This is a genomic window from Flavobacterium sp. C4GT6 (assembly GCF_036347315.1).
Taxonomy (GTDB): domain Bacteria; phylum Bacteroidota; class Bacteroidia; order Flavobacteriales; family Flavobacteriaceae; genus Flavobacterium.
In genome coordinates, this window is sequence record NZ_JAZGZU010000015.1 from 20,879 (window position 1) to 34,576 (window position 13,698).

Annotated in this window: 16 protein-coding genes; 5 read left to right on the top strand and 11 right to left on the bottom strand. The window is 37.6% G+C overall.

Annotated features, from left to right (window positions below):
• The first annotated feature begins 7 nt into the window (after positions 1-7).
• Positions 8-1,048, top strand: a complete 1,041-nt coding sequence (locus V3Z67_RS14925; RefSeq protein ID WP_330444069.1) for an RluA family pseudouridine synthase — start codon at positions 8-10, stop codon at positions 1,046-1,048.
• A 199-nt stretch (positions 1,049-1,247) separates the two neighbouring features.
• Here V3Z67_RS14925 and V3Z67_RS14930 read toward each other — a convergent pair whose 3' ends face one another.
• The 8 genes from V3Z67_RS14930 to V3Z67_RS14965 all read right to left on the bottom strand — a co-directional run bounded on the left by V3Z67_RS14930 (position 1,248) and on the right by V3Z67_RS14965 (position 8,259).
• Positions 1,248-1,778 (bottom strand): YceI family protein, encoded by a 531-nt coding sequence (locus V3Z67_RS14930; RefSeq protein ID WP_330444070.1) that lies wholly within the window; start codon positions 1,776-1,778, stop codon positions 1,248-1,250.
• A 51-nt stretch (positions 1,779-1,829) separates the two neighbouring features.
• Positions 1,830-2,705 carry a pirin family protein gene (locus tag V3Z67_RS14935; RefSeq protein WP_330444071.1) on the bottom strand — a complete coding sequence of 292 codons (876 nt, stop codon included), beginning with the start codon at positions 2,703-2,705 and terminating at the stop codon, positions 1,830-1,832.
• 116 nt (positions 2,706-2,821) lie between these two features.
• On the bottom strand, positions 2,822-3,412 hold the full coding sequence (locus V3Z67_RS14940) for a Crp/Fnr family transcriptional regulator (RefSeq protein ID WP_330444072.1): 591 nt from the start codon (positions 3,410-3,412) through the stop codon (positions 2,822-2,824).
• Between the two features lie 183 nt (positions 3,413-3,595).
• Positions 3,596-3,973, bottom strand: coding sequence for a VOC family protein (locus tag V3Z67_RS14945; RefSeq protein ID WP_330444073.1), 378 nt, complete (start codon positions 3,971-3,973; stop codon positions 3,596-3,598).
• A gap of 2 nt (positions 3,974-3,975) precedes the next feature.
• Positions 3,976-4,497, bottom strand: a complete 522-nt coding sequence (locus V3Z67_RS14950; protein WP_330444074.1) for a DUF4199 domain-containing protein — start codon at positions 4,495-4,497, stop codon at positions 3,976-3,978.
• A gap of 122 nt (positions 4,498-4,619) precedes the next feature.
• Positions 4,620-5,096, bottom strand: coding sequence for a response regulator transcription factor (locus V3Z67_RS14955; RefSeq protein ID WP_330444075.1), 477 nt, complete (start codon positions 5,094-5,096; stop codon positions 4,620-4,622).
• Positions 5,097-5,113: 17 nt separating this feature from the next.
• Complete coding sequence (locus V3Z67_RS14960; protein ID WP_330444076.1) at positions 5,114-7,327, bottom strand: redoxin family protein; 2,214 nt, start codon at positions 7,325-7,327, stop codon at positions 5,114-5,116.
• A gap of 26 nt (positions 7,328-7,353) precedes the next feature.
• Complete coding sequence (locus tag V3Z67_RS14965; RefSeq protein WP_330444077.1) at positions 7,354-8,259, bottom strand: ABC transporter ATP-binding protein; 906 nt, start codon at positions 8,257-8,259, stop codon at positions 7,354-7,356.
• Positions 8,260-8,371: 112 nt separating this feature from the next.
• Here V3Z67_RS14965 and yaaA point away from each other — a divergent pair, with 112 nt between their 5' ends.
• The 4 genes from yaaA to V3Z67_RS14985 all read left to right on the top strand — a co-directional run bounded on the left by yaaA (position 8,372) and on the right by V3Z67_RS14985 (position 10,602).
• The gene (yaaA, locus tag V3Z67_RS14970) at positions 8,372-9,130 is read left to right on the top strand and encodes a peroxide stress protein YaaA (RefSeq protein WP_330444078.1); all 759 of its coding nucleotides are present in this window, start codon (positions 8,372-8,374) and stop codon (positions 9,128-9,130) included.
• A gap of 6 nt (positions 9,131-9,136) precedes the next feature.
• On the top strand, positions 9,137-9,589 hold the full coding sequence (locus V3Z67_RS14975) for a hypothetical protein (RefSeq protein WP_330444079.1): 453 nt from the start codon (positions 9,137-9,139) through the stop codon (positions 9,587-9,589).
• A 61-nt stretch (positions 9,590-9,650) separates the two neighbouring features.
• Positions 9,651-10,097, top strand: coding sequence for a hypothetical protein (locus V3Z67_RS14980; RefSeq protein ID WP_330444080.1), 447 nt, complete (start codon positions 9,651-9,653; stop codon positions 10,095-10,097).
• Between the two features lie 61 nt (positions 10,098-10,158).
• Positions 10,159-10,602, top strand: a complete 444-nt coding sequence (locus V3Z67_RS14985; RefSeq protein WP_330444081.1) for a hypothetical protein — start codon at positions 10,159-10,161, stop codon at positions 10,600-10,602.
• A 105-nt stretch (positions 10,603-10,707) separates the two neighbouring features.
• Here the strand turns inward: V3Z67_RS14985 and V3Z67_RS14990 are convergent, their stop codons facing one another.
• From V3Z67_RS14990 to V3Z67_RS15000, 3 genes are read right to left on the bottom strand one after another with little or no spacing between them, the layout of a single operon-like run.
• The gene (locus V3Z67_RS14990) at positions 10,708-10,998 is read right to left on the bottom strand and encodes a DUF3861 domain-containing protein (protein WP_330444082.1); all 291 of its coding nucleotides are present in this window, start codon (positions 10,996-10,998) and stop codon (positions 10,708-10,710) included.
• Positions 10,999-11,018: 20 nt separating this feature from the next.
• Entirely contained in the window at positions 11,019-12,608 is a 1,590-nt protein-coding gene (locus V3Z67_RS14995; RefSeq protein WP_330444083.1) for a DHA2 family efflux MFS transporter permease subunit, read from the bottom strand.
• 1 nt (position 12,609) lies between these two features.
• Positions 12,610-13,689 carry an HlyD family secretion protein gene (locus V3Z67_RS15000; protein WP_330444084.1) on the bottom strand — a complete coding sequence of 360 codons (1,080 nt, stop codon included), beginning with the start codon at positions 13,687-13,689 and terminating at the stop codon, positions 12,610-12,612.
• Positions 13,690-13,698 lie beyond the last annotated feature (9 nt).

Sequence of the window (13,698 nt, forward strand, 5' to 3'; positions counted from 1 at the left end):
ATAAATAATGAGTCAGGTTATAACAGAGCAGGAACCGGAAGATGAGCTATATGAGCACTATCGCTTTGAGGCAGGAAAGGGACAGGCACCGCTTAGAGTAGATAAGTTTTTAATGAACCTTGTGGAAAATGCCACAAGGAACAAAATACAGCAGGCAGCTACTGCAGGGAATATTTATGTGAACGATGTTCCCGTAAAATCCAATTACAAGGTTAAGGCTAATGATGTGGTTCGCGTATTGCTGGAGCATCCGCCTTACGAATACCTTTTAGAGCCGGAAAACATTCCGCTTAACATAGTGTATGAAGACGACCAGTTGCTTATAGTAAATAAGGAGCCTGGTATGGTTGTGCACCCGGGGCACGGTAACTACAGTGGTACGCTGGTAAATGCACTGGCTTACCATTTTGAAAACCTGCCTATGAACAGTAGCGAAAGGCCGGGACTGGTACACCGAATTGACAAAGATACATCGGGGCTTTTGGTTATTGCTAAAACCGAACAGGCTATGTCACACTTAACCAAGCAGTTTGCCGATAAGACTTCTGAAAGGGAGTATATTGCACTGGTTTGGGGTAATGTAGCCGAAGACGAAGGTACTATTGAAGGGAATATAGACAGGCATTTAAAGGACCGTATGCAAATGGCAGTTTATCCTGACGGAGAGCAAGGGAAACACGCTGTAACGCATTATAAAGTGCTGGAACGCCTGGGGTATGTAACCCTTGTGTCATGCCGACTGGAAACGGGGCGTACCCACCAGATACGTGTACACATGAAGTATATAGGGCATACCCTGTTTAACGATGCCCGTTATGGCGGAGATAAAATACTAAAGGGTACCACGTTTACTAAGTACAAACAGTTTATTGATAACTGCTTTAAAACATTACCAAGACAGGCACTGCATGCCAAAACACTTGGTTTTGAACACCCTACCACAAAAGAGTTTATACGTTTTAACAGCGAACTACCTGCAGATATGGTAGAGTGCCTTGATAAATGGAGAACCTACTCTAAATCGCATACTGCTGACGAAGAGGAATAGTATGTGGTTTGTGGATTTGGTTATTTGTTGATTTGATAGCTAATGCTAACTGTTATTTCGACGAAGGAGAAATCTCAAATAAGAATCTAAAAAATATAAAACTCCCAACCATTGCAGTTGGGAGTTTTTTTATTGAATAAACCTGCGGTCCCTCTAAAGGGACCGCAGGTTTAAGGAAACATATATAAAAGTAAACTAATTACTGTTTGATAAACTGAAGTTCGATAGCAAGTTTTACTTCTTCACCTACAAGAACACCACCTGCTTCAAGAGTTGAGTTCCAGTTAAGTCCCCAGTCTTTACGGTTTATTTTACCTGTAATAGAGAAACCTGTTTTTGTATTTCCCCAAGGGTCTTTAGCCAGTCCGCCAAACTCTACATCAAGTTTTACCGGTTTTGTAACACCGTGTAAAGTAAGGTCTCCTTTAAGTGTGTATTCTCCTTCGTCTTCTTTTGTGAATGAAGTAGCCGAGAAGGTTAACTGCGGGTATTGTGCAGCATCAAAAAAGTCAGCGCTTAAAAGGTGAGCATCCCTGTCGGCACTACCTGTAGTGATTGAATCAACCTCTCCTGTAAACTCTATTTTAGCATTTTCAAAGTCGTCACCGTTAGTTTCAATGAAAGCATCAAACTTTTGGAAACTACCTGAAACATTAGTAAACATCATGTGTTTTACTTTAAATCCTATTTCTGAATGTGAAGGGTCTATTACCCATTTTGTTGTAGACATAATTTTTAATATTTAATTGTTATTGATTTTGTATTATTAAGTTACGTAAAATTAAATTGTCATTGGGACTTCCATTAATAATATTTCGGCATCATCGCTCAAAGCCTCAATGGCAATGTTATTGGTGTTCCAAATGCCCAGTCCGTCCCTGTGGTTAAGTGATATATTATTAAGTTTAAAGTCACCGTTTAGCACAAAAGCATAAACACCGTTGCCTTTTTTCTTAAAGTCATATTTCACAGTTTTGTTTTTGTCAAACTTCCCTAAATGAAACCACGCATCCTGATGGATCCATACTCCGGCATCATCCGGGTTTGGGGAAAGTATCTGTTGTAATTTGTTGTGTCTTTCTTCCGCTTTAAGCGTTATCTGGTCGTACCTTGGTGTTACATTTCTTTTGTTAGGATATACCCAAATTTGAAGGAATTTGGTAAGCCTATCTTTATTTTTGTTGTATTCACTATGGTAAATTCCGGTACCGGCACTCATAACCTGTATGTCCCCGTTTTTAATAACGGCAGTGTTGCCCATACTGTCCTTGTGTTCCAAATCGCCTTCAAGCGGAATGGATATAATTTCCATATTATCGTGAGGATGGGTACCAAAACCCATTCCCGGGTCTACACGGTCATCGTTTAAAACCCTTAGTACGCCAAAGTGCATCCTGTCGGGGTTATGATAATTGGCAAAACTGAATGTATGGTGGGAGTCCAGCCAACCGTGATTGGCATGCCCGCGGGTATTGGCTTTATGTAGTACGGTACTTTCGTTAACCTTAGCCTCCTCGTTAGGTAAATGGTTATAACCTATAGGATCTAATGGTTTTATTTCATCTATATCGTTATTAAGTGTATCTCCAACGGCAGATGATGCAACGAACATCCCGGTGCCCATCAGTCCTTTTTTTATAAAATCTTTACGGTTCATAGTAGTGGTTGTTTTAATATTACAGTACAAAGTTGCGTAATACTAAAACCCAAAACATTGAACTAGGACAAGAAATGAATTTTAACCGAAATTTATTGGTTTAAAGTCTTAAAGTACTAATTAGTTTTGGCAATCTTGGCTCTTACCTTGCTAAGGAACTCGGCAGATATGCCTAGGTAAGAAGCAATGTAGTGCTGTGCCACACGCTGGGGCAGTGAAGGATAGTGGTCTAAAAACTCAAGGTATTTGTCCATTGCAGTTTTTGCTATGGTATTAAAGAGCCTGTCCTGAGTAACGGCAAGGTTGCGGTAAAGCAATATCCTGAAAGCCCTTTCAAAGCGCGGAGCCTGTTTAAAAAGTTCTTCTTTTGTCTCGGGAGAGAAAATAAGCAGCTCACAATCTTCCAGTGTTTCTATAAAGGTATGGCTGGGCCTGTCTTCATAGATACTGAAGGATATATCACTAACCCACGAATTTTCTATGGCAAACTGAAGTATAACCTCGTGTCCGTTAGAGTCAATATAATATTTACGGATGCAGCCCTTAATTACAAAAGCCTCAAAGTTGCACATTTCACCCTCATGCAGCATGATGGTTTTTTTAGGTACTTCCCTGTATTCCAGTAGGGAGTTTAAAATATCCAGCTCTTCCTGGCTAAAGGTTACATAGCGGCTAATGCTCTCGTTAATTTGGGAATACCTATCCATAAATGTGTAGTGTTTACAACAAATATAGATGATTTAGAGGTACAAAAAAAGAGCTGTCTTAAAAGCGAAATGTAATGTTTTCCATTTTTGACCTTGCGGAGAAATCTTTAATCATTATTAGAGATTTTTCGACTTCACTGCGTTTCGCTCAAAATGACAACACTCTTAAGACAGCACTTTTTTTTAAGCGTCGTCACGCCATTCATTTTCGGGAGTTGGTTCCCATAGTTCAATTTTATTACCATCGGGATCATATACCCATGCAAATTTCCCCATAGACATTTCTTCACGGTGTTCGTCAATCTTTATACCGTCTGCCTTTAGTGTTTCGAGAAACTCATCCAGTCCATTAACCCTAAAGTTTACCATAAACTGTTGTGGCTCGCTAAAGTATTTGGTATCGGCTTTAAAAGGAGCAAATACTGTAGTACCTGCTTCGGTTTTCCAAACTTCGCCACTGCCTACGGTTTTAATGCCAAAATACTTTTCATACCATTTGCCTAAAGCAACATGGTCTTTTGAACGGAAAAACAATCCGCCTATTCCTGTAACTTTTCCCATAATTATAAAGCTGGTTGTGGTTTCTTTTTAAGTATTGCGGCGGCTAGTAGCGAAAACAGTAATCCTATTGGTAAAATTTCCATGTAAGTATACAGTATTACCATTATAGGATTTTTGTAATTCTCGACTAATATTGCATTTTCAGCTATTTGAGCATTTATTTGTTCTGCTGTTTTTCCTGCCTCTCTCATCTGTTCAACAATCTTATCTCCATACTGTTGGGCAAAATCAGGGAAAAAGTTATATAAGGCTATAAGCCATACAATAACATAAATGGAAGATGTAATTAACGACATAAGTACGCTCATTTTGAATGCATTACCAAATGAAATCACACCTCCAGCCTGTTTGTCCCTGTAGCTTTTAATAGCAACAAAAATTAGGGAGAAAGCAATGAACATTGAGGCAAAGCCAATAATCATGGCATTGGTCATGTTCTCGTGCCCGGTTAGTATAGTAATAATATACCCGATGGTACTTATTACCCCTCCAATTAAACCGTAAGTAAGAATAGTTTTTGTCATACCTGTATTGTTTTTTAGTGTTTGTTTATGGTGCAAAAATGGATAATATCACACAAAACTGCCTCATCCTTTCGGGTGATTTTACTGTCTTTTATAAAATTACGACTTTTGGGTGATATGTACTAAGGTATGATATTCAGTGTTTTAGCTTTGTCTACGGCTTGGGTACGCCTTTTTACCTCCATTTTTTCAAAAAGTTTACCCGAATGTGTCTTTACTGTGTTTAGGGAAACAAAAAGTTCGTTAGCAATTTCCTGATTGCTCATTCCTTTTGCCATAAGTTCGAGTACTTCCAGTTCGCGGGAGGTAAGGTTGAGGTTGTCCAGTTCTTTTTGATTACGTTCAAATTGAGGGGAGGGAGTAACATATACTTCTACCTCTTTTTCTATTATAATTGTTTTTGCTTTGGGTTTAAACAGTTTTAAGGTAAGCCAAACTCCAAGCCCCGTAAATATAACAGCGATGATGCCAATGTAGATATCAAGCGAAGTGCTTAGTACCAAAAAACGAAATTCCAGCCAGCGTAGCAATAAAAGCAGCAACGCAAGGCTGGAACCGTATAGTATAGCACCTTTATGTTTTTTAATTGCCTTAATCATCAGGGCAAAGATAAAAACTATTTTTCTTCTTCAAGGCCTAAGGCATCCCTCAGCATTTTTTCAAAGTTGGCATCTGAAGGGAAAGGAAGTTGTGAGTTAACAAAATTCCCGTCTGGATCAATTAGTATAAAACGAGGTATGCTTTGGGTGTTGTATTCCTTACTGAATTTAGAAATATCATTAATATGTAGCTGTAATACTGATTTAGACCTGTTATTAACCTCTACATACCAGTCTTCTATTCTTCGATCCATACTTACAGCAACAAACTGCACAGGTTCATTTTTGTATTTAATGGACATTTTCTCAAAGCTAGGGCGCTCCCTTTCACAAGGTCCGCACCAGGTAGCCCAAACATCCATTACCACATATTTCCCTTTTAGGTCGTTTAAGGTATATACCTTTTGGTCTTTATCAATAGCTTCAAATTGTGGAGCTACTTTTCCTGCTTCAAGGCTGGCATAAAGTTTATTGGTTGCATTTAGGTTAGCAATATAGTTGGTTTGAGTAAACAAACCACTGTATTTTGCCAGGGTGTTGTTTCTTTCTTCATTGCCGGACGCTTCTTTTACACTTTTGTCTAATTGCCAGTACAGCATTTTATCCCTAAAACTGCCTTTTTCCATTTTTTCTATGGCTTGTAACGTTTTAGTATTTTCATCAACCTCCTCCTTATTTTTGGCAATTATTTGTGATTTTAAATACCTAAAATAATCTTCATTACTTAATAACCCTTCATCGTTAAGTGGTACAGTAGCAATCATCTCTTTGATTTCTTCTGTAGGTTCTGTTTTTTCTTCAGGGTATAATGCCTTACGTTTTTTTACAAAATCGTTCCAGTAGTTAAGGTAAGTAATGGTTAACAGCCTTTTATTTTGAAGTTTATAGTCTTCACGCGGAACATAGTTATCAACCGTTTTAAAATTATCCGATTTGTTGATGCTTTCCTTCCATTCGGAAATCAGGTCGTCAATAAACTTAGCAGGCTTGTCAAGGTTACGGTTTTGGTCTAAGTCATAAGCGACAGAACTCCAAGGTAGGTTTTCCCTTTTATTTTTAACATATTGGTTTTCTGCAATTCGGGTGCCATAGTAATCAATTTCTCCTTTTTCTTTATTAATTCTTAGCTTTACAAAAAGACTATCCTTGTTACTCAAAATAACATTGGCTACGCTTTGACCTATTTTAAGGTGATAGATATCAAGAGGGAAATCATTGTCTACTACCTGATGAAATTTACCATCACTAATATTTATTTCAGCAAGTGTATCGCCCATAAAGTTATCTGCCAGGTATATTTTATCTATAGGGGTAGTACTTTCTATCGTACCGCTAATTACCGTTTTTGAGTAGGGTGACATAGTATTTGAGGTCGTCATATACCAAGTTGTACCGCCAAAAATAATCAGTACTCCTGCTAAAGCTCCTATTCTTGCAGCGGGGCTTACAAAAGCTCTTTTTATACTTTTGTGCTTATACCACATAAAGCCTATGTAAAGTACAATAAAACTGCTTAGTACACTTATAACTTCCGAATAGGTAATCCAATAACCCAAGTCACTTCCTTTAGGATAAGTTCCTACCTTTTTTAATGTTTCCAGCGGGAACCAGTCTGGGAATGCTTTAAAGTTAACGGCGATCATGTAACCTAACAGAAGGAAAAGCCCAATTAGCATAGACCATATAAAGCTAGGCAGTAACACTGATACAGCATATTGTACAGAAGCAAACAGTAAGGCAGCAAGCAACATTCTTATCATTAGCCAAAAAGAAAGACCAAAATCAAAACTTACACTAACGTTTTCAGGCATATCTATAAATAAGCTAATAAGTACCGAGCCAAGATAGGATGCAGCAATAAAGGTTAAAATCGAAACAAAAGTCACTAAAATTAGCTGAGTGTATTTTGCAAAGTATATGGATGTTTTCTTTAAGGGTTGTGTTTCCATTAGCTGCCAGCCTCCGTTTTTATGGTCAAGCTGAGTTAGCCTGCTGGCAGAAATAAGTATTAGCAACGGTAAAAAGAAATCAGTAAAAGATCCTGTTATAATTTCCAGTGTTTTTACATATATGTTATAAGGTAAGCCCGGTTTTAGGGTTTCATTCTGAATAATATAGGCTATCGCATATATTAACGGAATAAATGCCCCAAGTATAATGGCGGTAAGATATACTCCCGTTTTTTTTCTTTTAAGATGTTCTGCCTTTAGGGCAGTTATAAAATTTTGCATTATTATATGTGTTGGTAAGGTTATAATTAGTTTACAAGTGCCATGAACCACTCTTCAAGACCGTCAAGGATTTTAATCTCATAAATCTCGGCACCTTTATTTACAAGTTCTTTTGTAAATGCCGGAATCTCCTCGCGGTTTTGAAGTTCAAGGGAAAATTGAGTATTATTATCCATTTGCACGGTAGGGTTTTCCTTTGCCAGCTCATCATACCAGCGTTGGGCATCTTTAACCGTAATACGTATTTTACACAATCCTGATTTTTTGGAAAGCTCTTCCATAGTACCCTCAAACTGAATTTTTCCTTTACTGATAATCCCTACATGAGTACACATTTTCTCAATTTCGGCAAGCAGGTGGCTTGATACGAAAATAGTAACCCCTTTTTCTTTATTAAGCCTTACCAGTAGTTTTCGTATATCCTGAATACCGTTAGGGTCTAGTCCGTTTACAGGCTCATCCAGTAATAAAAGTTCCGGTTCGTCCAGTAAAGCCATGGCGATGGCCAAGCGTTGTTTCATACCCAGAGAGTAAGCCTTAGCTTTTCTTTTAGCATCCCTTTGCAGGTCTACCAGTTCCAGTACTTCGTTAATTCTGCTTTCAGGAACGTTACGCAGTTTTGCTATGTACTTTAGGTTATCATACCCACTAAGATGAAGGTATAATGCAGGACTTTCCACAAGCGACCCAACACGATCAAAGGCTTTAGGTAGCTGTTCGTTTAACGGCTGGTTAAAAAGATAAATAGATTTGTCCTGTTGCGGCAGTATGCCCGTTAGCAGGCGCATGGTGGTTGATTTCCCTGCTCCGTTTGGACCTAAAAAGCCATAAATGGAACCTTTTGGGATGTTTAGAGAAACATTGTCGAGAGCTTTTCTGTTTTTGGAATAGTGAAAAGTAAGGTGCTCTGTCCTTATAATGTAATCTGTCATTTTTTAGTTGGTTAATGGTTTGGCGGAGCATTAAACTACTCCTTTATGTTATACGTATATGTTTTGCCGATAATGTTACAATTACTAACTTTGAAAGATAACAAATTAGTATATGAAAATAGTTATATCTCCCGCAAAATCGCTGGATTTTGATACAAAACTTCCTACAAGAAAACATTCTGATTCTTCCTTTTTACCGCAAAGTGAATTGATACATAATGTGTTAAAAGAAAAGTCGCCTGATGAACTTGGTAAACTGATGAGTATAAGCAAAAAGCTTGCCGATTTGAACTGGCAACGCAATCAGGACTGGCATACGCCTTTTACCACAAAAAATGCAAGACCCGCCGTGTATGCTTTTAACGGAGATGTATACACAGGGCTTGATGCCTATACTATTCCTGTGTCCAAACTAAATAAGCTTCAGGATAGTTTAAGGATATTATCAGGCCTTTACGGACTTTTAAAACCGCTCGACCTGATACAGCCTTACCGACTGGAAATGGGTACTCAAATGCCTGTAGAGGATAGTAAGAACCTATATGAGTTTTGGAAAAAGACTATTACACAGGCTTTAAACGATGAACTTAAAGACGACGAATTGTTTATTAACCTGGCAAGTAAAGAATACTTTGATGCCGTAGATACAAAAGCACTTAAAGTCCCTGTAATTACTCCGGAGTTTAAGGACTATAAAGACGGTAAACTAAAAATGATAAGCTTTTTTGCCAAAAAGGCTAGGGGGATGATGGTACGCTACATAATAGACAATAACGTTAGATCTCTAAACGGACTCAAAGGTTTTGATTACGAAGGCTATAAGTTTGATGCCAGCCTCTCTAAAGGGAATAAGCTGGTGTTTACCAGATAATTCCTTATGGAAATACAATTTGTTGAAAAGGATTTAAATTCAGCCTCTGTAACATATCACAGAGTAACTAAAGAGCAGAAGCTTATTTTTGAAGAGGCATATCTCGAAACGGAATATACATGGACTTTATCAGGATACCTGGGCAAGTGCGACTTATATTCAATGGAATTTTCCCAGTATAGAGGTGTTTCACATACCATAGGAGAATTATCTGCAGAATATTTATTGGATATACTCAACAATGATTATTGTTTTGATTTTGACTATGAGCCAAAGGAAGGCGATATTTTAGAGTTTGTATATAACTATAAATTGCCCGATGCAAAGTATATGCTCAAAAGAATAAATATAGAATGTTGGTCTGCTTTTATTTTTACAAAAGGCAAGTGGATTTTAGGAAGGCACTATGATGCAAAACTAAAAAGGATTACGCAGGGATTTTTAAAGATAGTAGGTTAAAAACGATAAGCTTTTTGTAAAAAAATATAGGAATAAGCCGGTATTTATAAAGTAGTGTAACATGAAAATACTATTTGTTGAAAGGGATGAAAATTTTGTTCCTGTAAAGTATCCAAGAAATACTAAAGAGGAGAAGCTTATTTTTAAAGAGATTTATCTTGAAGCTGAATATAAATGGTACTTATCCAGATATGTAGGTGAATGGGATTTAGATTTTAATTTTTCTCATGCTGCATCTTTAGAGAAGGTAAAAGATTTATCTGTAGAATATTTATTAGATATACTTAACAATGATTATTGTTTTGATTTTGACTATGAGCCCGAAGAAGGCGATATTTTAGATATACAATATGATTATAAATATCCCGATTTACGGCATATACCAAACAGGTATTTTATAAGATGCTCTACATGTGTTATGTTTAGAGATGGCAAATGGATTTTTGACAGGTATTATGATGTAAAACTAAAAAGGATTACACAAGGATTTATAAAAATAGTAAGTTGAAAACGATAAGCTTTTTGAAAAAAAATCTGGGGATAAGCCGGTATTTATAAAGTAGTGTAACATGAAAATACTATTTGTTGAAAGGGATAAAAATTTTGCGCCTGTAAAGTATCCAAGAAATACTAAAGAGGAGAAGCTTATTTTTAATGAGGCTTATCTCGAAACCGAATATGTATGGGGTTTATCCAGATATATAGGCAAGTGGGATTCAAGTTTAGATATTTCTCCGGCTGGACCTTCAGAAATGGTACAAGATTTATCTGTAGAATATTTATTGGATATACTTAATAATGATTATTGTTTTGATTTTGACTATGAGCCCGAAGAAGAAGATATTTTAGTAATATGGTATAATTATAAATACCCCGATTTAAGACGTATGCCAAAAAGACCATATGTAAGAGGTTACACATATCTTATTTTTAGAGATGGCAAATGGATTTTTGATATATGGATAGGTTCAAAAACAGAAAGTATTACACAAGGATTTATAAAATTCTTATAGATAAAAAAACTCCGAAGACAGGTCTTCGGAGTTTTTTGTTTGAACACACCCGGCAAAGGTGTAATAACCAAAACAATTTATATATAATCAAACAATTAACCTTTCTTATGTTGATTTGAGTTTCATCATGAACTCTTTAAAAGCCGGAGATAGCTCGCTAAACAAAGGGTTTTCTCTGTTTCTTAGCATTACTTCCCCAAACATTTTAAGTCCTATGGCAAACTCGGCTGTTTCACTATCACTGTTAAAAAGGTTTTTTTCCTTTAGTATTTTGATAATGTTGAAAATGTTATCGTGATTATCAAATTCAACACTAACGGCTTCCTGCAGTTCGTCACCTTTTGGGTTGTGCGTGTGCTCCAGCGTTACTTTATAATGATTATATTTTGAATTCATTTTTTAGCTGTTTTAAAATTTTAGTGCATGGCTTCGCTCATGTCTACTTTACCCTTACCACGCCTTACAAGCAGTATGAATGGTATACAAAGCAGGAACAGGATTCCCAGGTACATAAACACATCCATGTACGACAATATGGTTGCCTGTCTTGTAACATTAAGGTCCAGTAGTTGGTGTGCTTTTGCCAATGCCTCACTGGCAGAAAAACCATTACCCATAAATTTAAGCTGATATTGGTGTACACGTTGCTGTACCTCAAAACTGGCTCCGTTTAAGTGAGATATTAAATCTACTCTGTGCTGCTGACTGAAACGTGAGATAAAAGTGGTAATAATTGCAATACCAAACGAACCTCCTAACTGACGCATCATACCTGTAAAGGCAGCACCCTCACCAATACTTTTACCCTGTAGGGTAGAAAGCGATAGGGTAGTAATAGGTACAAAAAGTAACCCAAGTCCCATACCTCTTAATATAAGTGGCCAAAACATGTGTTCTGCCCCTGTATCGTTTGTGATGATGTTGTGCATCCAAAACGTAAAGAAGAAGAAGATAAGGAAACCTAATGCTACCATGTAAGTTTGCGGTATACCTCTTTGTATAAGCTTACCAATAATAGGCATCATAAAGGCAGTTGTCAATGAGCTTGGTATAAGTAATAAACCGGTTTCGAGTGCTGTCCATCCTAAAACAGACTGGGTATATATAGGTACTATAAATGTAGAACCATATAAACCGAAACCTAGTATAAAACACATTATGGTACCAATACGAAGGTTACTGTCTTTTAATACGCTGAGGTTTACAATAGGAAACTTGTATGTCATTTCCCTCCATATAAAGGCGAGTAAACCAAATACGGTTACAACACTCAGTGTAACTATTGTGCCATCGGCAAACCAGTCATCCTGTTGTCCGTGTTCCAGTACATATTGCAGCGACCCGATAAAGGAGGCAAGGAAAATAATACCCCACCAGTCTACCTGATTGGCTTTCATCTTTTCGCCATACTTAGGACTTTTTACATAAATCAGCGTAAGCAGGGTTGCAATAATACCCAGCGGTACGTTAATGTAAAATATATAAGGCCATGAGTAGTTATCTACAATGTAACCTCCCAGTGGCGGACCCAATGTAGGCCCCACAATTACCCCCATACCATATATGGCCTGTGCCATACCTCTTTTCTCGGCAGGGTAACTCTCGGTAATAATAGTTTGTGCCGTTACAAGTAGTGCACCACCACCCATACCCTGTATGAACCTAAAAAATACAAGTTCCCAGATATTGGTAGCATTACCACATAAAAACGATGATATGGTGAATACTACAATAGATACGGCAAAATAATTTCGACGGCCAAACTGCTGTGACAGCCAGCTCGTCATTGGTATAATAATTACGTTAGCGATGGCATAAGCGGTAATTACCCAGGCAATATCAGTAAGCGTTGCCCCAAGGCTACCGCGCATTTCATTTAGCGCTACGTTGACAATGGTAGTATCTACAATTTCAAGCAGGGCACACAGTACCGCGGTAATGGTAATAATTACCCGCCTAAAGCCATATTCTACCAGGCTGTCATCCTGTGTTACTGTTGCTGCCATATTATTTTAAGTGTACATCTACTTCTACGTTCATACCGGGACGAAGCAGGTCTACTTTTTCTTTCGTGTTATTTTCAGTTAAATTGATTTTTACAGGTAGTCTCTGTACCGTTTTTACGAAGTTACCCGTAGCATTATCCGGAGGTAATAGAGAGAATTTTGCTCCTGTTGCAGGCGAGAATGATGTAATAATCCCTTCAAACTCAATATCAGGATAAGCATCTACTTTAATACCTACTTTTTGTCCGGCTCTCATTTTGTTAAGCTGAGTTTCCTTAAAGTTAGCCACTACCCATGTTTCGCTGTGATCTGTAATATAGAATAATGCCTGTCCCGGAGCTACAAGCTGACCCGGTTGTATATCAACAGCCGATATTTGTCCGTTTACAGAAGCCGTAACCACTGTATAGCCTAAGTTAAGTTTAGCAGCTTCAAGCGCAGCCTTAGCACGCTCAATATTGGCAGCAGCAACTTCCGTTTGCTTGTTGGACACATTTGATTTTGAAATAATCGCATTCTTCTGGTAGTTGCTGGCTGCCTGTTGTTGCTCAAGTACTTTCAGTTGGGCTTCAGCCTCCTGCTTAGCAGCCTGAGCCTGCTCAAATTGCTGTTTAGTTATAGAGTGGTTTTTATATAAGTTCTCATAACGTTCAAAGTCGTTATTAGCTCTCCATAATCTTACTTTAGCAGCCTCAATGTTACCTTTTGTAGATTGTAAATTAGCATCAGATACCGATACGTTTGCTGTAGCACTTCCCACATCTGCCTTTGCGACAGCAAGGTTACCTTCGGCAGCCAAAAGAGCGGCTTTAGCTTCTTCCACCTTAATAATGTAATCTTTATCATCTATAACAAAAAGGGTATCACCTTTTTTTACATAATCGTTATCTTTTACATATACCTTAGTGATGTAACCTGTAACACGCGGTATAATAGGGCTCATGTTTCTTTCTACCTGTGCATCATCGGTAGTTTCGTGAGCAAGGGAGTGTAAATATTTATAAGTACCATATGTAGCACCCACGGCAACAAGTACTATAAGTATGATAAGAAACTTCTTGTTTGTTTTCTTTTTTTCCATGAGGAGGTA

Coding starts and splice junctions, on each gene's coding strand:
- V3Z67_RS14950 (WP_330444074.1), bottom strand. CDS start 4,497: ATGACAAAAACTATTCTTACTTACGGTTTAATTGGAGGGGTAATAAGT.
- V3Z67_RS14990 (WP_330444082.1), bottom strand. CDS start 10,998: ATGAATTCAAAATATAATCATTATAAAGTAACGCTGGAGCACACGCAC.
- V3Z67_RS14965 (WP_330444077.1), bottom strand. CDS start 8,259: ATGACAGATTACATTATAAGGACAGAGCACCTTACTTTTCACTATTCC.
- V3Z67_RS14940 (WP_330444072.1), bottom strand. CDS start 3,412: ATGGATAGGTATTCCCAAATTAACGAGAGCATTAGCCGCTATGTAACC.
- V3Z67_RS14960 (WP_330444076.1), bottom strand. CDS start 7,327: ATGCAAAATTTTATAACTGCCCTAAAGGCAGAACATCTTAAAAGAAAA.
- yaaA (WP_330444078.1), top strand. CDS start 8,372: ATGAAAATAGTTATATCTCCCGCAAAATCGCTGGATTTTGATACAAAA.
- V3Z67_RS14930 (WP_330444070.1), bottom strand. CDS start 1,778: ATGTCTACAACAAAATGGGTAATAGACCCTTCACATTCAGAAATAGGA.
- V3Z67_RS14955 (WP_330444075.1), bottom strand. CDS start 5,096: ATGATTAAGGCAATTAAAAAACATAAAGGTGCTATACTATACGGTTCC.
- V3Z67_RS14935 (WP_330444071.1), bottom strand. CDS start 2,705: ATGAACCGTAAAGATTTTATAAAAAAAGGACTGATGGGCACCGGGATG.
- V3Z67_RS15000 (WP_330444084.1), bottom strand. CDS start 13,689: ATGGAAAAAAAGAAAACAAACAAGAAGTTTCTTATCATACTTATAGTA.
- V3Z67_RS14985 (WP_330444081.1), top strand. CDS start 10,159: ATGAAAATACTATTTGTTGAAAGGGATAAAAATTTTGCGCCTGTAAAG.
- V3Z67_RS14980 (WP_330444080.1), top strand. CDS start 9,651: ATGAAAATACTATTTGTTGAAAGGGATGAAAATTTTGTTCCTGTAAAG.
- V3Z67_RS14975 (WP_330444079.1), top strand. CDS start 9,137: ATGGAAATACAATTTGTTGAAAAGGATTTAAATTCAGCCTCTGTAACA.
- V3Z67_RS14945 (WP_330444073.1), bottom strand. CDS start 3,973: ATGGGAAAAGTTACAGGAATAGGCGGATTGTTTTTCCGTTCAAAAGAC.
- V3Z67_RS14925 (WP_330444069.1), top strand. CDS start 8: ATGAGTCAGGTTATAACAGAGCAGGAACCGGAAGATGAGCTATATGAG.
- V3Z67_RS14995 (WP_330444083.1), bottom strand. CDS start 12,608: ATGGCAGCAACAGTAACACAGGATGACAGCCTGGTAGAATATGGCTTT.